22 protein-coding genes and 1 tRNA gene are annotated in these 25968 nt (G+C 57.5%); 9 read left to right on the forward strand and 14 right to left on the reverse strand.

Annotated features, from left to right (window positions below; genetic code table 11):
* Positions 1–3 precede the first annotated feature (3 nt).
* The 7 genes from JSY17_RS04140 to bglX form a co-directional block, all read right to left on the reverse strand.
* A complete protein-coding gene (locus JSY17_RS04140) occupies positions 4–396 on the reverse strand; it encodes a hypothetical protein (protein ID WP_206400651.1) in 393 nt (130 codons plus the stop codon).
* 355 nt (positions 397–751) lie between these two features.
* Positions 752–2080, reverse strand: coding sequence for an MFS transporter (locus tag JSY17_RS04145; RefSeq protein WP_117183901.1), 1329 nt, complete (start codon positions 2078–2080; stop codon positions 752–754).
* 183 nt (positions 2081–2263) lie between these two features.
* Positions 2264–3868 (reverse strand): J domain-containing protein, encoded by a 1605-nt coding sequence (locus tag JSY17_RS04150; protein ID WP_206400652.1) that lies wholly within the window; start codon positions 3866–3868, stop codon positions 2264–2266.
* 5 nt (positions 3869–3873) lie between these two features.
* Positions 3874–5568, reverse strand: coding sequence for a molecular chaperone HscC (locus JSY17_RS04155; RefSeq protein WP_117183897.1), 1695 nt, complete (start codon positions 5566–5568; stop codon positions 3874–3876).
* Between the two features lie 78 nt (positions 5569–5646).
* A complete protein-coding gene (locus tag JSY17_RS04160) occupies positions 5647–6969 on the reverse strand; it encodes a sigma-54-dependent transcriptional regulator (protein WP_117183895.1) in 1323 nt (440 codons plus the stop codon).
* Positions 6963–8732 (reverse strand): sensor histidine kinase, encoded by a 1770-nt coding sequence (locus JSY17_RS04165; protein WP_122372102.1) that lies wholly within the window; start codon positions 8730–8732, stop codon positions 6963–6965. Before JSY17_RS04165 ends, JSY17_RS04160 begins: the two co-directional genes overlap by 7 nt.
* Positions 8733–8809: 77 nt before the next feature.
* The gene (gene bglX, locus JSY17_RS04170) at positions 8810–11116 is read right to left on the reverse strand and encodes a beta-glucosidase BglX (RefSeq protein WP_117185009.1); all 2307 of its coding nucleotides are present in this window, start codon (positions 11114–11116) and stop codon (positions 8810–8812) included.
* A gap of 258 nt (positions 11117–11374) precedes the next feature.
* Between bglX and JSY17_RS04175 the strand changes: the two genes are divergently transcribed.
* The 3 genes from JSY17_RS04175 to JSY17_RS04185 all read left to right on the forward strand — a co-directional run bounded on the left by JSY17_RS04175 (position 11375) and on the right by JSY17_RS04185 (position 14025).
* Positions 11375–12064: a TPM domain-containing protein gene (locus JSY17_RS04175; RefSeq protein WP_404823327.1), complete on the forward strand. Its 690-nt coding sequence runs from the start codon at positions 11375–11377 to the stop codon at positions 12062–12064.
* 13 nt (positions 12065–12077) lie between these two features.
* Positions 12078–12695, forward strand: coding sequence for a TPM domain-containing protein (locus tag JSY17_RS04180; RefSeq protein ID WP_200977334.1), 618 nt, complete (start codon positions 12078–12080; stop codon positions 12693–12695).
* A 112-nt stretch (positions 12696–12807) separates the two neighbouring features.
* A complete protein-coding gene (locus JSY17_RS04185; RefSeq protein ID WP_206400653.1) occupies positions 12808–14025 on the forward strand; it encodes a class I SAM-dependent methyltransferase in 1218 nt (405 codons plus the stop codon).
* Here JSY17_RS04185 and JSY17_RS04190 read toward each other — a convergent pair.
* A complete protein-coding gene (locus JSY17_RS04190; RefSeq protein WP_117185010.1) occupies positions 14018–14917 on the reverse strand; it encodes a DMT family transporter in 900 nt (299 codons plus the stop codon). The two genes, JSY17_RS04185 and JSY17_RS04190, sit on opposite strands and share 8 nt — an antisense overlap.
* A gap of 236 nt (positions 14918–15153) precedes the next feature.
* On the opposite strand from JSY17_RS04190, the gene yiaY reads away from it, so the two are divergent.
* The 4 genes from yiaY to JSY17_RS04210 all read left to right on the forward strand — a co-directional run bounded on the left by yiaY (position 15154) and on the right by JSY17_RS04210 (position 19420).
* A complete protein-coding gene (yiaY, locus tag JSY17_RS04195; RefSeq protein ID WP_206400654.1) occupies positions 15154–16302 on the forward strand; it encodes an L-threonine dehydrogenase in 1149 nt (382 codons plus the stop codon).
* Between the two features lie 10 nt (positions 16303–16312).
* Positions 16313–16636: a DUF2025 family protein gene (locus JSY17_RS04200; protein WP_117183883.1), complete on the forward strand. Its 324-nt coding sequence runs from the start codon at positions 16313–16315 to the stop codon at positions 16634–16636.
* A 117-nt stretch (positions 16637–16753) separates the two neighbouring features.
* Positions 16754–18268: a sensor domain-containing diguanylate cyclase gene (locus JSY17_RS04205; RefSeq protein ID WP_206400660.1), complete on the forward strand. Its 1515-nt coding sequence runs from the start codon at positions 16754–16756 to the stop codon at positions 18266–18268.
* 87 nt (positions 18269–18355) lie between these two features.
* A complete protein-coding gene (locus tag JSY17_RS04210; RefSeq protein ID WP_122372095.1) occupies positions 18356–19420 on the forward strand; it encodes a sensor histidine kinase in 1065 nt (354 codons plus the stop codon).
* Between the two features lie 85 nt (positions 19421–19505).
* Here JSY17_RS04210 and JSY17_RS04215 read toward each other — a convergent pair whose 3' ends face one another.
* Positions 19506–20567, reverse strand: a complete 1062-nt coding sequence (locus JSY17_RS04215; RefSeq protein ID WP_206400661.1) for an SDR family oxidoreductase — start codon at positions 20565–20567, stop codon at positions 19506–19508.
* A gap of 182 nt (positions 20568–20749) precedes the next feature.
* On the opposite strand from JSY17_RS04215, the gene JSY17_RS25830 reads away from it, so the two are divergent.
* Entirely contained in the window at positions 20750–20878 is a 129-nt protein-coding gene (locus JSY17_RS25830; protein ID WP_260409114.1) for a hypothetical protein, read from the forward strand.
* A gap of 199 nt (positions 20879–21077) precedes the next feature.
* On the opposite strand, the gene JSY17_RS04220 is transcribed toward JSY17_RS25830, so the two are convergent.
* The 3 genes from JSY17_RS04220 to JSY17_RS04230 all read right to left on the reverse strand — a co-directional run bounded on the left by JSY17_RS04220 (position 21078) and on the right by JSY17_RS04230 (position 23668).
* On the reverse strand, positions 21078–21899 hold the full coding sequence (locus JSY17_RS04220) for an ABC transporter permease (RefSeq protein ID WP_117183876.1): 822 nt from the start codon (positions 21897–21899) through the stop codon (positions 21078–21080).
* Positions 21896–22756 carry an ABC transporter permease gene (locus JSY17_RS04225; protein ID WP_201014376.1) on the reverse strand — a complete coding sequence of 287 codons (861 nt, stop codon included), beginning with the start codon at positions 22754–22756 and terminating at the stop codon, positions 21896–21898. Before JSY17_RS04225 ends, JSY17_RS04220 begins: the two co-directional genes overlap by 4 nt.
* Positions 22757–23017: 261 nt before the next feature.
* Positions 23018–23668, reverse strand: coding sequence for an imm11 family protein (locus JSY17_RS04230; protein ID WP_206400662.1), 651 nt, complete (start codon positions 23666–23668; stop codon positions 23018–23020).
* Between the two features lie 469 nt (positions 23669–24137).
* Here JSY17_RS04230 and JSY17_RS04235 point away from each other — a divergent pair, with 469 nt between their 5' ends.
* The gene (locus tag JSY17_RS04235; RefSeq protein WP_117183870.1) at positions 24138–24317 is read left to right on the forward strand and encodes a hypothetical protein; all 180 of its coding nucleotides are present in this window, start codon (positions 24138–24140) and stop codon (positions 24315–24317) included.
* Positions 24318–24657: 340 nt separating this feature from the next.
* Here the strand turns inward: JSY17_RS04235 and JSY17_RS04240 are convergent.
* Positions 24658–24731, reverse strand: a tRNA-Gly gene (locus JSY17_RS04240).
* Between the two features lie 157 nt (positions 24732–24888).
* Positions 24889–25770 (reverse strand): alpha/beta fold hydrolase, encoded by an 882-nt coding sequence (locus tag JSY17_RS04245; protein WP_206400663.1) that lies wholly within the window; start codon positions 25768–25770, stop codon positions 24889–24891.
* Between the last annotated feature and the right edge of the window lie 198 nt (positions 25771–25968).

The following is a 25968-nucleotide window of genomic DNA, read 5'->3' on the forward strand; positions in this document are numbered from 1 at the left end:
TTATCAGACCCGACGGTTTGCACCGACGCGGTCAGCGCCATCGGCGGCCAGACGGTTTGCACCTACACGATCAGCACCATCGGAAGTCAGGCGGTTTGCACCGACGCGATCAGCGCCATCGGCAGCCAGACGGTTTGCACCTACACGGTCGGCACCATCGGAAGTCAGGCGGTTTGCACCGACGCGATCAGCGCCATCGGCGGCCAGACGGTTTGCACCTACACGGTCGGCACCATCGGAAGTCTGACGGTTCGGGCCGATATTGGTGTTATTCGAACCACCTTCAGCAACTACAGGTGCATTCAACGAGTCGTTGGCATTGATGGCTGGCAGTGCGAAAGCAGTCGAAGCCAGAACAGAGAAAGCGAGGCCGAAAATCAGTTTGGTGGTTTTCATGATGTGTCTCCAGTTTGGGTCGGGTGAGTTGTCATCCCGGTATGGAGGCAATGTTACGGGGCTGGTGATTATTAAGAAGTTAATCGGATTGCTACCCACCATCGCTGAAAATGATAGTAAGTCGCATCGCCCGTTTTTCGGGCCTTTCAGCGGGGAATGGCTATTTTTGGTGCATTTCCTGAAAAAGTTTGTAATAAAACCTCTTGACAAATTAAAAAATAAATAAAATTAAGGGCTTGCATGCAAAAATCGACTAAAAGGCGCACCAGTCTGAAACAACTTGTCATGTTCACTTGCCCATGAAAAAGGGCAGCCCATGACGCTGGCTGCCCTTGATCATCAATGCAACGCTAGATCAGTCGGTTTCGATGCGCGAATGCTTGCGGGTGTCTTTCATGAACACATACACCAGCAGCGAACAGGCGATACAGGCTGTGACATACCAGTAGTAGCCGGTTTCCATGCCGATGCTCTTGAACCACAGAGCGATGTATTCAGCCGTGCCGCCGAAGATCGATACGGTCAGTGCATAAGGCAGGCCTACACCCAGGGCGCGGATTTCGGTCGGGAACAGCTCGGCTTTGACTACGGCGTTGATCGAGGTGTAGCCGCTGACGATGATCAGTGCGGCCATGATCAGGAAGAACGCGCCCCACCAGGTCTGGATGGTGTGCAGGGTGGTCAGGATCGGCACAGTGCACAGGGTACCCAATACGCCGAAGGCGATCAGGATCGGGCGACGGCCGATCTTGTCGGACAGCCCGCCAATGACCGGTTGCAGCAACATGAACAGGAACAGCGTTGCGGCCGAAATGGTGGTCGAGTCGCTGATGCTCATGCCCACCGTGTTCACCAGATACTTCTGCATGTAAGTGGTGTAGGTGTAGAAGGCCAGGGTGCCGCCCATGGTCAGGCCGACGACGGTCATCAACTCCTTGGGATGGCGCATCAGAGTGCGCATCAGGCTTTCCTTGGGCTTGTCGTCTTTCTGCTTGCGGGTAAAGGACTCGGTTTCTTCCATGCCGCGACGCAGGAACAGCGCAACCACGGCACACAGGGCTCCGATGGCGAACGGAATGCGCCAGCCCCAGCTGTGCAGCTCTTCGGTGGTCAGGATCTGTTGCAGAACGATCAGCACTGCCAGAGCGATGAGCTGGCCGGAAATCAGGGTGACGTATTGGAAGCTGGAGAAGAAGCCGCGCCGCTCCTTGGTGGCCATTTCACTGAGGTAGGTTGCCGAGGTGCCGTATTCACCACCCACCGACAGACCTTGCATCAGGCGAGCCAGGACCAGCAGGATCGGAGCGCCGACGCCGATGGTTTCATAGCCCGGTGTCAGGGCAATGATCAGCGAGCCGAAGCACATCAGCAGTACCGAAGCCATCAAGGCTGCCTTGCGTCCCTTGTAGTCGGCGTACAGACCCATCAGCCAGCCACCGATCGGACGCATCAGAAAGCCTACGGCAAAGATTGCGGCGGTGTTGAGCAGTTGTGCGGTGCTGTCGCCCTTGGGGAAGAAGACTTTGGCGAAGTACAACGAGAAGGCGGCATAGACGTACCAGTCATACCACTCGACCATGTTGCCGACCGAGCCGCTGAAGATCGACTTGAGGCGGCTGGAGGTGGATTTTTCAGCGGCGTGTCCGCCAGCCGACTCTTGCGAGAGGGAGTTGGAAGTATCCATGGTGTTCCTTGAGTCATTATTTTTAGAAGGCAGCTGCACGCGGCCTGACCTGAGCTATAGCAGGAGTTGTGCCAGGCCCGAGAGGCCCGTTCCAGAGGGGAGGAGGGAATAAAGTGAGCGGAAATCCGCCTATCCGGTCTTTCTGGATAAGCGGAAAATTGCCGATTTTAGCGAGGCGCTGGTTTATCGAGGATGGCCGGGACCGAAAATCAGTACGGCCAGTACAAAGGCGAGCATCAGGCCCAGGATGATCATCACACCCTTGCCGATATTCTCCGAGCAGTAGTGCTTTACGCGTCTCCATCCCCCGGTCTTTTCTGCGCAATAACTTTGAAATAGGGAGATCCGGTACGGTGAAAGGATTATCCAGGCCGTCAGCAAGATGAGGTAGGAGACCACTGCAACCGGTCCGCTATTGAAAAAGGCCATACCGACGACGACTGTCGGGATGCCATGACGCAGCAGCAATGCCTGATGACCCGGCCAGCTCAGCCAGCGAGGCAGCAGCCGTTCACTCAGGTATTCATCCACGGAAGCAAAGGAGGCGGACACCGGCCTCCAGAACGACATGAACACGTAGAACACCAGCAGAATCACCACCGGCAAGCTGAGTGCCGTGAAAATCGTGTAGAACAGATCGAATTTTCCAGCCCTGGACGTAGGAACAATGCCGGCCATCAGGATGAATACGAACCCGAACAGATAAGCTCTCAGGTAGGAATTGAAGCGCACCTGGTCATAAAGCTTCCGCCAACTGGTGAGGTCGGCGTCCGGGTACTGCTGCAGTGCTTCCGGATAGCGATAGGTCAGGTCCTCCGAGAGTTGCTCGCAACCTTCCCAGACTGCCGGGTCGCTGTTTCTGGCCATGCGCAGTTGTGTGTCCAGTGGCGGCGGTTCGAGCAGCAGCTTCGCGGCATCGCCGTGATGGCTGTGCTCGGTCAGCAACTCTTCCAGGCGTTTGGAAAAACCGTATTGTTCGCAGCGCTCGACAAGCCGCTGCCACAGCGAGGGCGGATCGGTCGGGGCGTAATGTTTCTGATCCCAGTCGAAGAGCTGGCAGATGCGCTCGAACAAGGCCGGTGTCCAGTCCCGTGTATTGATCAGCAGGGTCATGGTCCAGCGTTGCAGGTGCTCGCGATGCTCCAGTTTTTCCAGCCAGGATTGTTGTTCAAGGGCTTTCAGTTCCTCCAGGAACTGACGTTCCTGCTGGCTTTCCAGTAGCGCTTGCAGACGAGGCAGGGTTTCATCGAGCAATGCCTGGGTCAGGCGTTTCTCCTGATGGGCACTGAGCGTCACCTTTTGCCAGGGCGTCAGCCATTGCAGTCGGGCTACCGCCGCCTTGAGCAGTGGCAGGTTTTCGGCGGTGTCGATCAGGCAGCGCTGTACCAGATGCTGCTGAAACTGTGCATCGGCTCCCAGATCCCTGGCCAACTGATGTTGCGTATGCAGGTCTTGCGCTGTGGTCTTTTGCGCCAGCTCGTACCAGCTCTGCTCCACAGGCGAAGGCGTGCTGATGACCGTTGCTTTGGCAACCGGAGCTATCTCTACAAGTTGCAGGGGCTCGAAGGTTTCATGGCCTGCCTCGCTTTCCTGATACTCGTATTCGTCGTCATCCGCTTCAGCGCGATTGCGAGCCTGATCCAGCGCCTGCTCATAAGCGTCGCGCAAGCGTTGAAAGGCGTCCGGGTCCTCGTCGGGCCGGTTCACTTTCAGAAGCTTTGCGTATTGGCGCTTGATGCTGCGCTCGTCGGCATTTCTGTCCAGTTCAAGGACGTTCCAGCAATTCATCCCTGTTACCTCTCGCCCCGCTCGAAACGATCGATCTCTTGTTCGAGGCTCTTGCGCATTTCGCTGATCTGACGATCATCCTGGGTTTCCAGCACACGCTGGAACTGGCTGGCCCAATAGCCGATCATTTCCCGGGCTTCGCCCAGGTATTCCTGATACAGCCGTTCCAGCCGGGCGCTCAGGTGTGTATTGACCTGCTGCTCACGCGGGTGAACCTTGAGTGATTCCAGCACTTTGAGGCGTTCCTGGATTTCCTGCGGGGTCATCACGCCGGGGTTGTTCTCGATCACCAGCTTGTGGCTCTGGCCGGTCATCGGGATCTGTACATCGGCCTCCAGCAGACCGTTGTTGTCGTAGGTGAAGCGCACATTCAGCTCGACTTCACCGGCCTTGGCGGGCGGGATCGGAATATCCAGTTCACCCAGGGCAATGTTGTCTTTCACCAGACGGCTTTCGCCCTGATAGATCTTCACCAGCACATGCTTCTGGTTGTCGCTCAGGGTCTGCACGGTTTTGACGCGACTGACCGGAACCACGCTGTTGCGCTCGATGATCGGCAGGTAATGACCGCCTTCGATGGAGTTGCCGAAGCGGTTGGAGGTTTCGATACCCAGCGTATAAGGACACACATCGGTCAGGACAATCTCTTCCAGCGCCGCGTCTCTTTGCTTGAGCGCCGCCTGGATGGCAGCGCCCTGTGCGACCACTTCATCGGGGTTGAGAGTGATGGATGGAAAGCGCCCGAACAGCCCGGCCGCGAGTTTGCGGATCAGGGGCATGCGTGTGGTGCCGCCCACCAGCAGGATTTCGTCGAGGTCGGCCACGCGGATTTTCGCGTCTCGCAGGGCCCGCTCGATGGGGGCGCGCAAGCGGGACAGCAACGGCGCATACAACTCGCTCAGTTGTTCCTGGGTAATGCTCTTGCGCCACTCGCGATCCGCATGCCGCAGCACGAACTCGGCGCTGCTGTCCTGTCCCAGCGCCTTGCGCACGCGCTCGGCTTCGCGGCGCAATGACGGGCCGATGCTGGCCTTGGGCGGGAAGTCGGCCTCGTTGCGATGCAGGTCGATGAAGTGATCCACCAGCGCAAGGTCGAAGTCCTCACCACCCAGAAAGTTGTCCCCGGCGCTGGCGCGTACTTCCATCACGCCATCGAACAGTTCAAGAATCGAGATATCGAAGGTGCCGCCACCCAGGTCGAACACCAGAAACGAGGTTTCGCCTTCTTTCTGGTGCAGCCCGTAGGCCAGTGCTGCTGCGGTGGGTTCATTGATCAGCTTGTCGACTTTCAGGCCTGCCAGTTCGCCTGCCACCCGAGTGGCCTTGCGCTGGGCGTCGCTGAAGTAGGCGGGGACGCTGATCACGGCCTCGGTCACGGTTTCACCGAAAGCCCGTTCCACATCGGCCTTGAGGCTCTTGAGGACCAGTGCCGAAAGCTCTTCGGGTCGGTATGCGTTTGCTCCCAGGCTGACCTTCTGCGCGCTGCCCATATGGCGCTTGAACAGTGCCGCGGTTCTGGAGGGATGAGTCTGCAGGCGCTCGCGTGCGGCCTTGCCCACCAGGATCTGATCATCGTCGTCCAGCCCTACCACGCTGGGCGTCAGCATTTCGCCCAGTGCGTTGGCAACCAGCTGGGTTTTGCCATCGCGCCAGACGGCGACCAGACTGTTGGTCGTGCCCAAATCTATACCGACGATCATGTGATGCTTTCTCCTTGCGTATTCACTGTCCGGATTCTAAAGGGGGATAAGGTTGATCGGTCGATTACATGAATAGTTTCATGTCAGAAACATCTCTCGCACCAGCCCGTGACGCTGCATCTTTTCGTTGAAGGTGCGGCGTGGCAGTTGCAGCTCATTGAGCACGGATTTGATATCGCCTTTATGACGGGTCAGGGAGGCGCGCAGACATTGAGCTTCGAACGCCTCCTGTTGCGCCGCCAGGGATTGTCCCTGCTGTGGCGCTTGCGGGCTATCGAGCCCCAGTGCCTGGCGCTCGGCTGCGTTGGCCAGTTCGCGAACATTGCCCGGCCAGTCATGGCTTAGCAACTGCCCCAGTTGCAAGGCGCTGAGGGCGGGGGCTTCGCGTCCCATGCGGGCCGCTGCGGTGCGGGCGAAGTGATTGAAGAGTTGCACGATATCTTCGCGTCGTTCGCGCAGTGGCGGCAGATGCAGTTGCGCGACATTCAGGCGATAGGCCAGGTCTTCGCGAAAGCGTCCGGCCCGTGCTTCTTCCAGCAGGTCCGGCTTGGTTGCGGCCACGATCCGCAGGTCCACTTCAATGCTGCGGTTCGAGCCCAGCCGCTCCAGGCGTTTGTCCTGCAACACGCGCAGCAGTTTGACCTGCTGAGCCATGGGCATGCTTTCGATTTCGTCGAGAAACAGCGTGCCGCCATCGGCGTATTCCAGTTTGCCGATGCGTTTGCCCTGAGCGCCGGTAAAGGCTCCGCTTTCGTGGCCGAACAGTTCGGCTTCAAACAGATGCTCGGGAATGGCGGCGCAGTTGAGGGCTACAAAGGGTTTGCTGGCCCGGGGGCCGAAATCATGCAGGCAGCGGGCGACCAGTTCCTTGCCGCTGCCGGTTTCGCCACGAATGATCACGTTGACCGGCAGTTGCGACAGCTCCAGCACATTGCGTCGCAAGACTTGCAGGCTGGGCGATACACCCAGCAGCGTGGCGTCCAGTTGGGTGCGGGCGTCGGCCTGTTCGGTCAGGCGACGGTTTTCCAGAACCAACTGGCGTTTCTCCATGGCCCGGCTCAGGTTGGTGAGCAGGGTCTGCGGGCTGAAGGGTTTTTCCAGAAAATCGTAGGCGCCTTCACGCATGGCCTCGACGGCCATGGGCACATCACCGTGGCCGGTGAGCAGGATCACCGGCAAGTCCTTGTCCAGCGCTTGCAGCCGTGCCAGTAACTCAAGCCCCCCCATGCCCGGCATTCGCACGTCAGTGAGGATCACGCCGGGGAAATGCTCGGGCAGGTGCTCCAGACATTCTTCGGCGCGGCTGTAGACCTGCACCTGAAAGCCCGACAGCGTCAGCCAGGGTTCGATGGCCTGGCGGATAGGGGCTTCGTCGTCGACAACGATGACCGAGTTCAACATGGGTTTTCAGTCTCTATAAAGTCATTGGGCAGGCTGAACCGGAAAACCGCGCCGCCATCCCGGTTTTCCGCCGTCAGGCGACCCTCGAGTTCATGGATGATCGCATAAGACACCGCCAGCCCGAGACCAAGCCCGTCGCCCACCGGTTTGGTGGTGAAGAACGGATCGAAGATATTGCCCAGATGCTCCTGCGCAATACCGCCGCCACTGTCGATGACACTCAGTTGCCAGTGTTGCGCCTGGGCATCGATGCGCACTTCCAGACGCTTGAGGGGCTGGTTGCGCATGGCGTCCAGGGCGTTGCGCAGCAGGTTGATCAGTACCTGTTCCAGGCGGATGGAATCACCGCGTACCCAGGCTGGACGGGACAGGTGCAGTACGCAACTGACCCGCTCTTCGCGAATGCGCGGCTCCAGCAACAGCAAGGCCTGATCGACCACGGTCGCCAGATCCAGGCGCTCACGCAGGCCGCTGGGGCTCTTGCGGGCGAAGGTTTTCAAGTGGCCAGTGAGTGCGCTCATGCGGGTCAGTTGCTGATCCAGCGGGTCCAGTGACTTGCAGGCATCCTCGATGCGACCTTGATCGAGCAGCAGGCGCAAGGTCGCCAGTTGCATGCGCTGGGCTGTCAGCGGCTGGTTGATTTCGTGGGCCAGCGCCGCAGACATTTGCCCCAGCGCCGCCAGTTTGGTCGATTGCACCAGACCGTCCTGAGCGGTGCGCAAGTCACGGGTCCGTTCCTGCACCTGGCGCTCCAGTTCGTCGCGGCTGCGTTCGCGCAGCTTCGACAGGCGCCAGCGCTGATAAAGAAACAGCCCCAGAAATACCAGCGTCAGCCAGATACCGGCACCTGCCAGTGCGGCATTGCGGATGTCGTCATTGACCAGTTGCGGTTTGCGCAGCAGGTGCAATGTCCAGTTTTCGTCGGGAAGCGGCATGGACTGCCAAAGGTAGTCAATCGTGCCGTCCGGGCCGTCGACCCGGCTCAAATGACTATGCGGTCCGACCTGATCGAGGATACGGCTGCGCAGCGGCGACAGCGGTTTCTTGTCGTACTGGCGAGTGCGCAACAGCTCTGCACGGTTTTCGAGGGAAATGGGTTCCAGTTCGCGATAGCGCCATTCACTGCGGCTGGCGATGAAGACAATGCCTTTGTTATCGCTGACCAGCAGCAGATCGTCACCCTGGCTCCATTCCTGTTCGATAGTGGGAAACTCCAGCTTCACCACCATGGCTCCGCCGAAATTGCCCTCATCGTCCAGCACGGCATTGGACAGAAAATAGCCCGGAATGCCGGTCGTGACACCGACGGCATAGAAGCGTCCGATGCCCTGGGTTCTGGTCTGTTGAAAGTAGGGGCGAAACCCGTAGTTGTGCCCGACATAGCTGTTGGGGTGTCGCCAGTTGCTGGCTCCTACGGCCAGCCCGTTTCGATCAAGCAGTTCCAGAGACGAGGAGTGGGCGGCCTCGTTGATTTTTTCCAGCTTGAGATTGAGCGAAAGCCGGGCACTTTCGGTGAGCGGACCGCTCACTGCCGTGCGAATTTCGGCATCGAGCGCCAGCACCGAGGGCAGGGCACGATAGCGTTCGATCAGGGTATGAAGGGTGTTGGCGTACAGCGCCATCTGTCCGCTGGCACGGGTGGCTTCCTGTGACAGGGCATGTCGCTGCGCCTGGAGCATGGCCACGCCGGCGGACAGGGCGGCTCCGGCCAGAATCAGGACGATATACAGGGAGATACGCAAGTTGCGATGTCTGAGAATCATATCGCGCGGGCTGCCTGGGGTTTCAAAACCGGCGTATTCGCAAGCGCAGGCACTCGCGAATACGCCGTTATCGGCATTTACAGCAGGGTGAAGCTTGTCTGTTTCACGGCTTCGGAGTCGAGGCCGATCATGACGTTGAACTCACCCGGCTCGGCAGCGTATTTCAGCTTCGAGTCGTAGAACTTCAGGTCGTCCTCGCTGAGGGTAAAGTTCACGACTTTCTCCTCGCCCGGCTCGAGGGTGACTTTCTCGAAGTTCTTCAGCTCTTTCACCGGACGGCTGATCGAAGCCGCGACATCACGCAAGTACAACTGCACGATGGTGGTGCCAGCGACCTTGCCGGTGTTCTTGACGGTGACACTGGCGGTCAGCTTGCCTTTGCGGGCCATCTTGCTGTCCGACAGCTTGATGTCGGAAACATCGAAGCTTGTGTAGCTCAGACCATAGCCGAACGGGAACAGCGGGCCGTTGGGTTCCTCGAAGTAGTGCGAGGTGTAGTTGCCCGGCTTGCCCGGCGTGTAAGGGCGACCGGTGTTCAGGTGTGCGTAGTAGACCGGCAACTGGCCAATCGAGCGCGGGAAAGACATGGCCAGTTTGCCCGACGGGTTGTAGTCACCAAACAGTACGTCAGCCACGGCATTGCCGCCTTCGGTGCCCGGGAACCAGGTTTCGAGGATGGCATCGGCCTGTTCGTTTTCGTCGACCAGCACCAGTGGGCGGCCATTCATCAATACCAGCACCAGAGGCTTGCCGGTGGCTTTCAGGGCCTTGATCAGATCGCGCTGCTTGCCTGGAATGTTCAGGCTGCTGCGGCTTGCCGATTCATGGGACATGCCACGGGACTCACCCACCACGGCCACGATCACGTCGGACTGCTCGGCCACTTTCACGGCTTCGTCGATCATTTCCTGGGCCGGACGCGGGTCGACTTCGACTTCGTGCTCGATGAAGTTCAGGTAGTTGAGGATGTGTTCGTTGTCGCTGACGTTGGCGCCACGGGCATAAACCAGTTTGGCCTTGTCGCCGACGGCATTGGCCAGACCGTCGTAGACGGTGACCGACTGGTGCGGCCGACCGGCTGCGGACCAGCTGCCCAGCATGTCGAGCTGACTCTTGGCCAGGCCGCCAATCACGGCGATGGTCCCTTCCTTCTTCAGAGGCAGGGTTTCGTTCTGGTTTTTCAGCAGGACCAGGGTCTTGCGGGCCACATCGCGGGCTTCTGCGCGGTGCAGGCGATCGTCGGAATAGGTGTCGGCCGGATCATCGGCAGCAACGCCGATACGGCCGTAAGGCGCGGCGAACAGGCCCATGTCGTACTTGGCACCCAGCACTTCGCGTACGGCGTTGTCGATTTCCTTCATGGAAACCTCGCCATCCTTCACCAGCCCCGGCAATTGCTCGCCATAGGCCACGTCGTTCATGCTCAGGTCGACGCCGGCCTTGATCGCCAGCTTGGCCGCTTCGCGATAATCCTTGGCCACGCCGTGCTCGATCAACTCCTTGATGGCGCCGTGGTCGCTGATGGTCACGCCCTTGAAGCCCCAGTCCTTGCGCAGCAGATCTTGCATCAGCCACATGTTGGAGGTGGACGGAACGCCGTTGATGGAGTTGAGAGCGACCATGACCCCGCCGGCACCGGCATCGATGGCTGCGCGGTAAGGTGGGAGGTAATCCTGGTGCATGCGCGTCATGCTCATGTCCACGGTGTTGTAGTCGCGTCCGCCTTCGACCGCGCCATACAGGGCGAAGTGTTTGACGGCTGCCATGATGCTGTCATTGGCAGCAGGGCTCTTGCCCTGGAAGGACTTGACCATCACTTCGGAGATGCGCGACACCAGATAGGTATCTTCGCCAAAACCTTCGGAACTGCGACCCCAGCGTGGGTCACGGGAGATATCGACCATCGGTGCAAACGTCATGTCCAGGCCGTCGGCGCTGGCTTCCTTGGCGGAGATCCGGCCGGTCAGGGCGATGGCGTCCATGTCCCAGCTGGCCGCCATGCCCAGGCTGATCGGGAAAATCGTGCGATGGCCATGAATCACGTCATAGGCGAAGAACATCGGAATTTTCAGGCGGCTCTGGCTTACAGCCGCTTCTTGCAATGGGCGGTTTTCCGAGCGTGTAATGGAGTTGAATGTTCCACCGATTCTTCCAGCGGCAATTTCCTTGAGAATCTTTGGCTGAGGCATCTCGCCGCTGATGCTGATAAGACGTAACTGACCTATCTTCTCATCGAGGGTCATCTGTTTCATCAGCTTGGAGATGAAGGCATTCTTGGCTTGCAGTGTGGCTTGGGCGGATGGAGCGGCAGTGGAAGTGGCGTCGGCCATTACCGATTGACTGGCCAGACCGACCAGCAGACCTAATAAACACAGCTTATTCATGAATGATTTCTCAAGGCTTTTGCCAGTAACTCGCGTTTAATACCGGGTAGCCAGATTTTGGGTTTTAGACCTTTGGCATTTATTGTGCAAACAACGCGAAGGGTAGACGCTGTTCGTTTCGTGGGCCGAAGCATACAGAATCCAGCTTCGGCGTTGGCGAGGGATTATGCCGGGGAACTTCTATTTTGGCTAAGGAGTGGCCGTCCAATAGAACAAAAAATCACCGGAGGTCAGGTGTTGAAGTTTGTGTTACAGCATATGTTTTATGCAGCGATGTTGTGGGGAGTTGCTTTCAAGTCCCAGGCGGAGCAGGTTGCTCTGGTGTTTCCGCCCATGACCGGCAATGTGGTTGATTCGGCGCAGATGCTCGACAGTCAGGCCACGGTGCGTCTGGCGAAAATGCTCCAGGCTCATGAACAGGCGACCGGAGAACGGGTCGTGCTGGTGACCGTGGTCGATCTGCAAGGCACGACCCTGGAGGATTACGGCTCTCGACTGGGCAGTGCCTGGAAATTGGGCAGCAAGGGGCGTGACAACAGTGCCCTGCTGATCGTGGCCCGTGACAAGCGCAGTGTCCTGATCGAGGCGGGTTCCGCCCTGGACGATCGTCTCACCGACGCCCAGGCTTCGCTCATCATCAACATGCTGATCACGCCGGAATTCAATCGCAGCCGTTTTGCCACGGGTATCGAGCGGGGTGCCCGTGCCATGATCATGGCGCTGGGCGGGCATGTGCCGGACGAGCCCGAGCCGTCCGCCGAGTTCAGTGTCTATGATGTGCAGGCCCACAGCGATGTGGCCTGGCAGTTTGCCGGAGGGTTGATCGTTGCGGTGTTGCTTGTGGTGTTTGCCTGCCTGAGACGGGCCGTGCCTGCCTGTGCAAGCTCGCGCGACGGGCTGGCAAACGACAGTCGCAGATTTGGCGGCGGTGCTTCGGGCAACTGGTAACAGGACACTGAAAATGGCTTTACTCAATACAGACGAACAACAGCAGGTTGCAGAGGCGATCGATCGCCTTGAGCAGCGTACCGATGCCGAACTGGTCACTGTCCTGGCGGCCAGGGCCGACGATTACGCCTACATGCCGCTGGTATGGGCCGGGCTGATCGGTTTGCTGCTGCCGGGCATCATCAATTTCTTCACCGACATGCTGAGTGCCAACGAACTGTTGCTGGCGCAGATGAGCACTTTCATCCTCGTGGCCCTGCTGTGCCGCATTCCGGCGGTGACCAGCCATCTGGTCCCCACCTCGGTTCGGCGCTGGCGGGCCGGGAATCTGGCTCGTCGGCTGTTTCTCGAACAGAACCTGCACAAGACCACGGGCGGCACCGGGATTCTGGTGTTCGTCTGCGAGGCGGAGCGTTACGTTGAAATCCTGGTGGATCACGGTATTGCCACCCGCCTGCACAGCGATACCTGGAAAGCGATGGTCGATGTCTTTACCCAGCAGATCAGGGATGGACAGGCATTGCAGGGCTTTCTGGGCTGTATCCATGCCTGTGGCGAATTGCTGGCCGATCATGTTCCGGTGACCCGTGAACGCAGCGATCTGGCCAACCGGCTGGTGGTCCTGGGATAAAGGGCGCGGGCCAGTGAGCGCCCGCCACTTCACAGATTTATTATCCCTGAGCGTTTATCCCGCCTAAAATAGCCCGCTTCCTGTTCAGATCCAGCCGTCCGAGGCGTTTTCGATGTCAGCCACTGCCCCTTCCTCCAAACCCGCGCCGGATCACCGCGCGCAGTTTCTGGGTTTGCTGGATACCAGCCTTTCCCAGAATTCTCTCATCAAGCTGGTTCTGGCCAGATATGTGGGCTCCGAAGCCGAGTTGCAGCGGGTCATCATCAAGCCGCTGATGGTCAAGGCTCAGCCTTGCCTGTCGTTCGTGTATCGCTATAAAACCCGCGATATCACCAAGAACTTCCCGTTGCGCGAGGCCGTTGACGTCATTGCCGGCCTGCTGCCCGAGTCGTTCAGGAATGCCCATCTGCTGTCGCTGACCGATGAAGTGCAACTGGAGTTCGGCAAGAAGGGCAAGAGCACGCTGTTCAAGAGCAAGGCCCAGCAGGAGCGTGAAGCTCCCTCAGCCGGTCATGACCGGGAAAAGAAACGCTACCTTGAGCTGACCCGGCCTTTTCTCACCGATCTGGGCGTGACCAACAGGCAGCATGAGCTGATCCCGGCCATGTCGCGCAAATGGAAGCAGATCAACAAGTTCATCGAAGTGTTTTCCCATGCCCTGACCTCATCGCCGCTCAAGCTCGATCAGCCGGTCAAGGTGGCGGACTTCGGTTCCGGCAAGGGGTATCTGACCTTCGCGATCCACGACTACCTGTGCAACACCTTGCAGGCCCAGGGTCAGGTGACCGGCGTTGAACTGCGCGAAGACATGGTCAACCTGTGCAACGCTGCCGCCGAACGGCTGGAGCATTCAGGTCTGGTGTTCAAGCACGGTGACGTTCGCAGCGTGGCACCCAGTGCCCTGGATGTGATGATTGCCTTGCACGCCTGCGATATCGCCACCGACTACGCGATCCATATGGGGATTCGCTCCGGGGCGTCGATCATCATGTGTTCGCCATGCTGCCACAAGCAGATCCGCCTGCAGATCCAGAGCCCGACCTTGCTGCGCCCGATGCTGCAATACGGTCTGCACATGGGGCAGCAGGCGGAAATGGTTACCGACAGCTTGCGTGCATTGCTGCTTGAAGCCTGCGGTTACGAAACCAAGGTGTTCGAGTTCATCTCGCTGGAACACACCAACAAGAACAAGATGATCCTGGCGGTCAGGCGCGCCGAGCCGGTTGACCCGACGCAATTGCTGGCGCGCATTCAGGAGCTCAAGGCGTTCTACGGCATTACCGAGCACTGCCTGGAGACCTTGCTCCAGGCAGAGGGCTTTCTCAACTGATTGATGTGGCCGGTCTTGGCGGCGCAATGACCGAGGTCTTGCGCCCCAGCATCACCGTGGCAATGACGGCTGCGGCGAAGATCCAGGTAATGGGCTCGACATGCTCGCCAAAGAACATCGCCGACAAGGCGATGGTGAAGAAAATCTGCAGCAGTTGAACCTGACTGACCCGCGAAATCCCGCCCATCGCCAGCCCTGAATACCAGGCAAAGAAGCCCAGGAACTGCGAGAAAAACGCCACATAGGCAAAGGCCCACAAGGTCCCGCTGGACACCGGCCCCTGATGCTGTGCGGCAAAATAGATAAAGGGGCCGATCAGCAAGGGGCTCGACAGCACCAGCGCCCAGCAGATGACCTGCCAGCCGCCCATTTCCCTGGCCAGTCGACCACCTTCGGCATAACCCAGACCGCCCACGGCGATGGCCGCCAGCATCCACAGATCACCCGCCTGAATACCACCGGCGCCACTCATCAGGGAGTAAGCGAGCACCAGGGCGCTGCCCAGTGCCGCGCAGCCCCAGAACGCTCTGGATGGGCGTTCATGGGAAAGCCAGGCCGCATAGATCGCGACAAATAGCGGTTGTATGCCGTTGACCAGCGCTCCGTGGGAGGCGGGCAAGGTCTGCATGGCCCAGGCCGACAGCACGGGGAAGCCGATGATGACACCCAGCACCACCAGGGCCAGGCCTTTGAGCTGCTGGCGGGTCGGCCATTTTTCACGCCGCCAGTACAACAGCGCCGCCGCCGGAATCGCCGCCAGCAGCGCACGGCCGATGCCGTTGAGCAATGGGTGAAGTTCCTGCACCACGATGCGGGTCATCGGCAGCGTCAGGCTGAAAATGATGACGCCCAGCAGGCCCAGAGCCATACCGGTGTTTTCACGAGAAGACATGATCCCAATCCATTTTTAATGTTTTTTGTATACAGAATGGGCATCTAGCCACAGGTCGGCCTGATCGTACGCTTACAGCTATGCACTGATTCAACCGTACAGTTACGACCACCGGTAGCCTGCAGTTGTGCTTCATTGAGCTGGATCAACGCTGGCGCCTGCCGGAAGGTCGAAGCTACTGGCAAACCCAAGGCCCGGGCTTCGCCGTCTGAGCCAGCCAGAGACGAGGATCAGCCATGAGCAGCACCTTTTTCATTCCCGCCGTGAACATCATTGGCTCCGGTTGTATCGAGGAGGCCATGCAAGCCATCCGCAAATACGGTTTTCTCAAGGCTCTTATCGTCACTGACGCCGGGCTGGCCAAGGCGGGTGTTGCCGCCCAGGTCGCGGGTTTACTGGTGGAGCAGGGTATCGATGCCGTGATCTACGACGGCGCGAAACCCAATCCGACCATCGCCAACGTCGAAAAAGGCCTTGCGCTGCTGCAGGAGCGTCAGTGCGATTTCGTGATATCCCTTGGCGGCGGATCGCCCCATGACTGCGCCAAGGGAATTGCCCTGTGCGCCAGCAATGGTGGCCATATCAGCGACTATGAAGGCGTGGACCGTTCGCAAAAGCCGCAACTGCCACTGATCGCAATCAATACCACCGCCGGTACTGCCAGCGAGATGACCCGCTTCTGCATCATCACCGATGAAGTGCGTCACGTGAAAATGGCGATCATCGACCGCAACGTCACGCCGATCCTGTCGGTGAACGACCCGAAAATGATGGTCGGCATGCCCAGGTCCCTGACCGCTGCCACGGGTATGGACGCACTGACTCACGCCATCGAGGCCTATGTGTCCACCGCAGCAACCCCGATCACCGACGCCTGCGCCATCAAGGCCATGAACCTGATCGCGGGCAATCTGTACAAGGCGGTCTGTGACGGTACGGATATCGTCGCCCGGGAAAACATGGCCTATGCGCAGTTCCTGGCGGGTATGGCGTTCAATAATGCTTCTCTGGGTTATGTGCATGCGATGGCCCACCAGTTGGGCGGTTTCTATGACTTGCCCCATGGCGTCTGCAACGCGGTATTGCTGCCTCATGTACAGAGCTTCAACGCAACCGTCAGCGCGGCCCGCCTGACCGATGTGGCCCACGCCATGGGTGCCGATATTCGTGGCCTGTCTCCGCAAGAGGGGGCCCGTGCGGCAGTTGAGGCCATCCGCAAGCTCTCCACCTCGGTGGAAATCCCCTCAGGCCTTCTGGCCCTGGGCGTGAAAGAGGAGGACATCCCGACGCTCGCCACCAATGCCCTGAAAGACGCCTGCGGCCTGACCAACCCGCGTCCGGCCAGTCAGGAACAGATTGAAAGCATCTTCCGTCAGGCTCTTTGAGGACACCTCCATGGGCACCACCTCCAGTGACATCTGCGCCGCCGCCGAGCAACTTGAAGGGTTTGTGGGCTATCACCACAAACACCGGCATTTTATCGTGCGCTTCAGCGAAGACTCTTTCGGCATGGATGTCACTGAAGACAGCATCATGCCTGCCAGCGAGTTTGTCTGGAGCGCAGACACCGGTGCGCGGATGAATCTCAGCCGCGAGCGCCTGCAACTGCTGTTCGACCAGAATATCGACAGCCGTCTGAATATCACCGAACCGCTGCGGGTTTACATGCGCCGCCAGGATTTGCCGGAGATCAGGGTCGAGCGCTGGGTGAAGGTCTAGCGGCTGCGAGAGGCGACCGCCAAAGGGCCAGTGAAGTCGCCCTCATGATTCTCGTCATCACCCTCGGTATGAAATGTGCAAGAAGATACGGATCTGCCAAAAATATGACGAGAAACCATGAAGCCCATACCTTTCGTATCGGCACGACTTACACCTAGAGGCCTGTCGGCAGGGCTCATAGGTTTCATCGTCTTGGTCTGCTCTTCTCTGATACTGGCCACAGCCTGGCAAATGAAACAATCGGCCGATGAACGTCTGGCCGATGCCGAGAGGGACGTTGCCAATATCGTCAATGCTGCCGAGCAACAGGCTCAGGACACCATTCGTCAGGCCGACTACAAGTTGCGCGATATCGTTGAACGGGTAGAAAGCGAAGACATGAACCGGGCTCAGCAACTGCGCCTGCACAAGCTCATGTCCGAGGATACTGCCGTCATGAAGAGCATTCAGGGGCTCTTCATCTACGACGAGGACGGAAACTGGATTGCCAACTCCTTCTCGCCAAATGTCATCAAGAAAAATAACAGCGACCGCGACTATTTCATTTATCACCGTGAAAACAACGACGACTCGATTCATATCGGTTCGATTGTCACAAGCCGCACCACCGGAGAAATGGTGATTCCGGTCAGTCGCCGCATACAGTACCCGGATGGCCGTTTTGCCGGCATTGCACTTGCCACGATCCCGGCCGCTTATTTCCAGCGTTTTTTCGAACGCATGGAAGTTGATGATACAGGCGTCATTTTCCTCGCCCTTGAGAATGGTGACCTGCTGGCCCGCCGACCGGCAGTTGGCACCCTGGTAGTGACCAATATTTCCAAGGGTGAGATCTTCAGCAAATACCTGAGAAACAGCGACAGTGGCACCGCCATCATCACTTCCGTGGTGGATGATATAGAGCGGATATATGCCTATCGTCGCCTGCAAGGCCTGCCCATGGTGGCGGCTGCCGGCTTTTCATACGATTACGTATTCGCCAACTGGTGGAAATACGCCTATCGTTCGTTCGCGATTGTCGGCCTGATCGTTGCCGCACTGGTCGTGATGGGGGTTGTGCTTTACAGCCAGGTTCAGAAACTGCTGAGCGCCGAAAAACAACTCAATATCGCCCGCAACGAGCTTGAAGTCCTGGCACAGACAGACAGCCTCACCAATGTGGCCAACAGAAGATGCTTCGATGCGGCGTTGCAGAAAGAAGAAGCCCAGGCCCGGCGTAGTGGCCAAAGTATCGGGCTGATTCTTCTCGATATCGACTGGTTCAAGCAATACAACGACACCTACGGCCATGTCACAGGCGACCAATGCCTGAAGCGGGTGGCGCGCCTTATACAAGCCAACATCCGTCGTCCTGCCGATCTTGTCGCACGGTATGGCGGTGAAGAGTTTGTTGTATTGCTGCCTGATACAGATCTTGCGGGGGCATTTAGTGTGGCCGAAAACATACGCTCAGCCATATTTGCCGAAGGCATTGAGCATTCGGCCAGCCCCCTGAATATCGTCAGCATCAGCGCCGGGGTGGTTGCCGCACGGTTGGCTGAGGGCGAAAGCTACTCCGCAAGTCTGTCGGAGGCGGATCGGTTGTTGTATCAGGCCAAGAGTGGAGGGCGTAATCGGGTTGAAACAGGGTGATTCTTGCGTCATGACGCTGTGCTCAGTCTTTGTTCTTGAGCGGTCACGAAAGGGAGTTTTTTCAGTCAGGTTATTCAGGAACACGTGATGTCTGTTACCCGGTTTGATGTACATGCACTGATTCGTCTGGATTTGCCCCAGCCCTTGAAATGGGCACTGACGTTGCTGATCGTATGGATCGCGTATTTATTGAGAGCAAAAGTATTCACCGCGATTCCACCCTTGCCCATATTGTTCTTCCTGCCAGCCATCCTGTTCGCGGCGATTTTTTTCGGACGGCGTTTCGGTCTGTTTGCCACAGCCCTGAGTTCAGTTATCGCTGCTTGTTTCTTTCTGCCGCCGATTGGCAATCTGGGTATTGCTGCACCCAATGCCGCATTCAGTCTCACGCTGTTCATCATGACCAGCGTGGTTATTACGGTAATGGGCTCGGCATTGCGCAATGCCTACCTCAAGAGTGAGCAATTACAACGCCAGACGGCTATCGCTCACGAGGATGCGGAGAGGGCGCGCGCCCTGGCCGAGAAAGGTGAGCGCGAACGCCAGTTGCTGCTCGTAGAGTTCGGGCATCGGGTCAAAAACGATATGCAGCGCACCATCGCCACCCTGCATCTGCAAGCCGTCCACTCTGCCCCCGATGTCGCCTCTGCCCTCAGGCAGGCGGCCAGCCAGATAAACGTTGTCGCCTCCATGCATGATCGGCTGGCTCACCACGATGGTGAAATGTCCGTAGACATGAATGAGTACCTCCAGGATCTGGTCACCGGGTTGAATTACAGCATGGCCGAAACCCGGCCCGTTGAAATACTCGTTGAGGCGCAGGCTCTTAAACTTCCTCTGGATCGTGCCGGCTCCGTGGGGCTGATCACCAATGAACTCATTACCAATGCCCTGAAGCATGCCTTTCCCGATGGGCGCTCAGGCAGGATCACCGTGGATTTTCGTCGTACCGGCGAACAGTTTGTACTCACGGTTTCGGATAACGGGATTGGCTTGCCTGACGAAACCCATGACTCCACGCTGCAACGCAAAGGGCTGGGTCGTAAACTCACCCGGGCATTGGCTGCGCAATTGGGTGGCGAGCTTGTCGCGACCACGGGGGATCCGACCGGGGCTACGACCGTCTTGAGTTTTCCGGTGGTGCAGAATTGATGCAGGCAGGGAGGGCAGTTGCACCCTGTGGGAGGGGCCTTGGCCGCGACTTCCTGCTGTCGCGGCCAAGGCCTCTCCTTATGAGTCAGGGTATCAAACGCTCCGCACGTAACCTGTCGAAGACATCGAAAAAGGCCTGATCACTGGCCTTATAGGCGCTGAAGCCCAATGTCCGGCTTTTCGACATGTCGGTGACCACTTCAATCGGGCGTCCGAGGTCTGCATCGGTGTGCCAGGGAGATATCAGGCGGCTGATGTCGGCTTCGCGCAGATCATGCTCGGCAACGATCTGACTCCAGGCGCTCTGGTCATTGGCCATCTGCGTCTCGAGTGGCGAGGGTGCCGATGGGAAGTCTGCCGGATGCAGGCCGAAGTAGTCGGCGATTCTTCCCCACATCCATTTCCAGCGAAAGACATCGCCGTTGGTGATATTGAACGCCTGATTGGCGGCTTCCGGTGTGGTCGCGGCCCAGAGCTGCTGCCTGGCAAGTTGCCGGGCGTCGGTCATGTCGGTGAGGCTGTCCCACTGCACCCGTGAGCCGGGGAATACGAACGGGCGTCCTGTGTGCTTGCTGATGGTGGCGTAGACGGCGAGGGTCGTCGCCATGTTCATCGCGTTGCCCACGGCGACACCGGTGACCGTATGCGGACGATGCACGCTCCAGGTGAAACCGTCCTTTTTGGCAGCGGCGAACACTTCATCCTCCTGCGCGTAGTAGAAATTCTCTACGTCCAGACGACCCTGATCCTCTCGGAACGGTGTCTGTGGAAGGCTGCCTTTGCCATAGGCCTCGAAAGGGCCGAGGTAATGCTTCAGGCCTGTCACCAGCGCCACGTGCTTCACGCTTGCGGCTGGGCGGACGGCATCCAGCACATTGCGCACCATGGCGGCATTGACCCGAATGTTTTCGGCTTCGGTCGCTTGCCGTGACCAGGTCGTGATGAACACATGGTCAGGTTTCAGGTCTGCCAGCGCCGAGCGCAGCGATGCGGGGTCCTGAAGATCCGCGGCGACCGGGATCACGCCCTTGGCGGGCGATGGATTGCGCGAAAGCGCTGCAACCTGCCAGCCGCTTTCAATCAGGAGTCGAGTGGTTTCGCTACCGACGATGCCGCTGGCACCGACGACCAATGCTGTGCGGGTCATAAGATTTCTCCAGGAATGTAGGGGTCTGAAACCCGTCACCCCGGAAAAGTTCAAGGCCGATACCTCAGCGACCCGTCTGCAATCGGTCAATCGGCGGGAACTGTTATCCGCTTGTCGGGTTCTGCTGACTACCAATAGCGCAACCGTTGTTGGGTCTTGAACGGCTAGAAGGAGGTCAAATCATGAGCGACGACAAGCAGCAACAACCGCAGGACAAACCTGAGGACGATATTCCGGCTCATTCAACCGAGAAGGAAAGGGAGCGGCTGAAGGACTTCAACAAGAATGGCATTCCGCCGGGGGCGAGTTGAATGGCGATGCGTGCATTCTGACTTGGCAACGAGAGGTCAGTGTCGATACACGGCATCGCTCCGGCTGAGTCAGGGTCGCAATTAGCGTCATGATTGGAACCGGCATCAAGGGTGGCCAGGTAGCGCCACCGATTGTCGTCTGTGCTCAACCCATGCTTCGTGTCGAAAGAGTTCCAGGCATGTGTTTTTGAAAAGAGGTTCATGGCTTGCGTCCGCCACCAATCAACAAGAGTGAAAACACAAGGAGGAAGATCACGAATATGGGCAGTGCGAAGCTCAAGGGTGCCGCGGCATAGTATTGGAGAAGCTCGGTAATCATGAGGCCAAGCTCCGCAGTTGGAGGACTGACCCCAAAGCCTAAAAAGCCCAGTGTCGCTAAAACCATGATGGCCGAAGCTGCACCAGACGCGGATAGGGTTCTGAGCATGGGCGACAACTCAGGCCATAAGTGTCGGCGTAACACATAGAACAGCCCGAAACCCTCCAGACGGCTGGCGGCCGCGGTCGGCGAAGCCAGTACTGTGCGCGAAAGCGTGCGTGTCATGCGGAAGTACTCAGTCCATAACACCAATGCGACAGCGCCATACAAAGCCAGAAAAGACCCAGGCATGATCGCGACGATAAGTAGTATCAGCAGTAATCGTGGCAGGGCGAGAAATATCCCGGCCAACAGACTCAGACATTTATCTATGACACCGCCTTTCCAGGCAGCAAGGATGCCCAGCAGTATTCCGGGGACTGCTGCCGTAATGACAATGACTAAACCGAACCCTAGCGCCAGACGTACAGCGGCTGATAGCCGAGCCAGCATGTCGCGTCCAAGGTTGTCTGTGCCTAAGAGGTGTGCAGGCACGGGACCTGACAGGATCGCTGCGAAATCTTGCTCGGCGATACCCAAACTCCAAATAAAAGGCACCAACACGGCAAACACAACAAGTGATACGAGGATAAAGAATCCGGCGATGCGGGGCAGGGCATGCATCGCTGGAGTGCGGCTCGGGATTGCGACTTTGTGGCTCATGAGTTTCTCCGGCGAGAATCGATAGAATGGTTTGCCAGGTCAACAACGGTTTTGAGGATCACGAACATCAGCCCGATAGCCAAAGCGGTGCCCTGCACCATGAGTACGTCCCGCTGAACGATAGCGTGCACCAGCCCTTGGCCGATGCCGGGCCAGGAAAAAAGCGTCTCGACGACAATGACGCCCTCGATCAGATACACAAGCTGTACGCCGAGGCTGGCCGTCAATGGCTCTCCGATGTGGCGCAAGCCATGTTGCTTGAGTGCGGTGAAGGCACTAAGTCCTTCAAGTCGTTCTGAAGCGTATTGGGGCGATGAAGTGATTGCTGATGTGGCATCGCGCGCGATAACTGCAGACACTGCCGCCAAACCCAAAGCGAGGGTGACCGTTGGGAGGATTGAGTGAGCAAATGTGCCATTCCCGTTAGACGGGAGTACCGCCATTGCCACTGCGAAGATCAATATAAGGATGATGCCAAGAACAAACTGCGGAATTGCGCGTGTCGCTGTGCTTAAGAACAACAGGGCGCGATCCAGGAATCCACCCGTGCGCAAGCCCGCAATAACCCCCAGCGGCGGCCCGATGAGCAGGGAAAGTATCAAGCCGCTGAGGGCCAATGGAATTGAGCTACTCAAGCCCTGAGCAACCTTGTCCACTACGGATTCCCCCGAGACCAGCGATTTGCCGAGATCAAAGGTCAGCAGGTCGCCCATCCAGCCAAAAAAAAGCGACATCAGCGACTGATCAGGGGGCAAGTTGGCACCGCGCTGAAGGATTATTGACAAAAACGTCAGTGCTCCGACCAGTAATGCAACCCATACGGCTTGCAACAGCCTGACGCTCAACAAGCGAATCATGCTGCGCACTCCTCAGCGATAGCAGGTAGCGGCTTGCGAGTGGCGTACACCCTGCTGATGTAATGGAAAATACTGTGCGGACGCGGCGGCTTTGGTTGCAGAACTGCCCCGGTGAACGGTTCTATAGTGATAGTTGCGACTGCCGACGACCCAGCGGGCGTTTCCGATAGAGCGGTCATCAGTGGGATGTTTTTGATGAGCATTGGATGTCCATGTCGTGAGAATACGAAAGTCTGCTCGGGCAAACCGCGTTGATGGGGATTACAGATCTGCGGCGTCCCGCAGTGATACGCCGTTCAGATTCGAGGCGTTCAACGCTTCAAACATTTCCCGGTCACAAATGGATTGGACTCCGAGCCGAGGCTGTCGGAAGACGTGGGCTTTACCCACCACCGATGGCTTGAAGATGAGGCTGGCGCCCCCCGAGATGCTGTAAAACCTGAGGTCTTCTCCGGTGCCATGATCCCGTTCGTATTCGATCCTGACCCGCGAGGCCTCTTCATCAAGCGCGTCCAGATAACGCACCACATTACACAGGTAGTATTGGGGGCCTGCAGAACCGTCGGCTCGCGTGAAGTCACACGCTGTAAACGCGAACGCCTCGGGATCTACCGATTCAAATACCCGCTTCAGGGCTTGTGAAACTATCCAGATACTGGCCAGGATTTCAAAATCCCTTGGCGATCCGCCCAGCTCAGGCAGGTGAACCAGTTGGGGTCTTTCAGGGTATTGATTGGCGTCGCCATTGGGTGGCTCCATCGTGTATCTGCCGGGAAGAAGAAGGTTTTTCTTGTTGGCGATTTCCAGCCCGGGTCCTATGCCGTCACTCCAATGACTCGCATCGAGAACGAAATACCTGCCTTGCTGACAGGTATGTGAGGTCGTGGCGGGAGTTTCACGTTGATCACTCATTGTGGCCTCAATGGTGGGTGCGCTGGCATGCACCCTTCACCTGAAAGTCTTCTGAGTGAATAATTAAATCAACGGCCGATATTTGAAATAGTACACCTGTACTATGTTTTCCTTGCATGGCAAGTGCTAGGTTTAATCTATTTAACTGGTGAGTGTAATCGTCCATTAAATGTTTGGATAGTTAAGGGTGCCTGATTTGCAACAGGCCTGAAGTCCGTACTGAATCCATGCTGCTGCCGGGCCCTGACGCGGCTTACAACCCATTGATGTAAAATAACTTCATCCCGAATGGGTCACGTGACTAGACCGCATTCTGAGTTTGCTCCCTTCATATAGGTCATCTGTACTATTGATGTGATTGCGATTCAGGCATCAAATACACTGGCAAGCCCGGTAAAAGCATTTTTATTATAAAGTTCAATATTACCAAGTTTAAAATTCGCTGGTTTCTGTGAATCGTGGAGTACTTATGAAGACTAACATAAAGAAAAAACATTCGCCAAAAATTGGAGTGGCTCTAGCCATTGTAATGGGACTCGCATTCAGCGGTACTGCAAGTGCCTGGACATTTGAAAATGGCTGGAGCTGCCAGAATAAGTGGTATCAGATGGGGCTTATTGAGCTGATTGCTTGTGGTGGTGGAGGCTAGGGTTAAACAAGTTTGAACGGCTTTCGTTCGCCGGCTCTGGACCGGATCAAGACCGGTGACGACCATGAGTTTAAGGATACCCAGGACCGTGTACGCAGGTTTGCTGAGTCGGCCTGGGCATCATGAATACATGGGCGCTAGCTATGACACGAGTGGAGGGCGTCAGCAACTCACAGATCACTATCAGCAAACCGCGTCGGTTGAAGACTGCTTCGTTAATATGATCGCTAATGCTCAAGACATCGTCGGGGATTATTGCCTGCTCTTCCAGCAACAATGCGGAACGGGTGTTCACCGCATTTTGTACCGGTAGTCAGTGGATTTCGCTGGACTGAAGAAGTGGAGCGGGTAGAGGGAATCGAACCCTCAACTAAAGCTTGGGAAGCTTTCGTTTTGCCACTAAACTATACCCGCTCAAAGCGGCTGACTTTTTACCAGATGGCTGTGCCGAATTAAAGCGCTATTTCAACCAGCCGCGCTTTCAAGCTGTATTTCGCCCAGGAATACCATTCGCCACATGCTGCTTTCCATGCGCTGGCGAATGGTTCCTCGGCTCTGTCGAGCGCCGGGCTCATAAGGCGAATGCATGGTGCTGAGCCTGGTTGTAGGCGTGGCGAACCGGTTCTGCGGCGGGTTGCAGGAAACTCAGCAACGCCCGTTTTGAATCGCGGCAAGCGGCTTTGTGTTCCATGTCCAGAAAATGCCCTGCGGCTTCGATGGTGCTGAAGCTGCAGTTCTGCACGTATTTGGCGAAGAGCACCGCGTCATCCGCTGCGGTGTATTCGTCCCAGGCACCGTTCATGAACAGCACGGGTACGTTGATGTTTTTCGCAGCAGTCAGGTAGTTGCTCGGGTCGAGTTCCAGCACCTGGCTGATGTGATAGTGCATCTGGTCGTATTCGTGCAGGTCCAGGCTGCTGACATGCCGATAGTTGAAGCGTTTGAACAGCGATGGCAGGTGTTTGCCGATGGTGTTGTTGATCAGGTGGCCCACTTCATAGCGGTTGTGGTCGCCCAGATGTTTCACGCCGCGGTTCAGGTAGTCGCGCATGTGTTCGTTGAGGATCGGCGAGAACGAACTGATGACGGCGCTCTCGATGCGTTTTGGCCGGTGTGACAAGGCGACCATGGCCGCGGCTCCGCCCCATGAAAACGACATGACGTGTTCTGCGTTGAAGTGGTCGATCAGCTCCAGCAGGATATGGCCTTCCATTTCCCGGGTCAGAGGCTTGTCGTGCCGGTTGTGTGGCTTGGATTTACCGGCATAGGGTTGATCGTAAAGCACCACGTTGAACTGTGGATAAAGGTTGCGAACTGTCTGGGCAAAGGAAGCAGTGGTGGCCAGTGAGCCGTTCACCATGACGATGGTTTTTTCCGCGGCGTCGGCGCGGTAGAACTCCGTGTAAACCCGAAACTGTCCTTGTATATCAAGCACGGCGATTTCTGGCCTCATATGTATGTCTCCTGACTTACAGATATGCGTATGCGCTGGCGCAAATAAAAAAATGCACGGTTTGGTGACAGGTAGGCATTAGCCTTGAAGGCCCATGTCGATCCTAACGATCTGTTCGACAGGTATTGTTATTGGCGGGCAATTTGTCGTGAACCCGAGGGCTCGGTACGGCAAAAGGTTTCTTAGAATGCGTTGCTG

Origin of the sequence: Pseudomonas capsici, from assembly GCF_017165765.1 — a bacterium.
In the GTDB taxonomy this organism is placed as follows: domain Bacteria; phylum Pseudomonadota; class Gammaproteobacteria; order Pseudomonadales; family Pseudomonadaceae; genus Aquipseudomonas; species Aquipseudomonas capsici.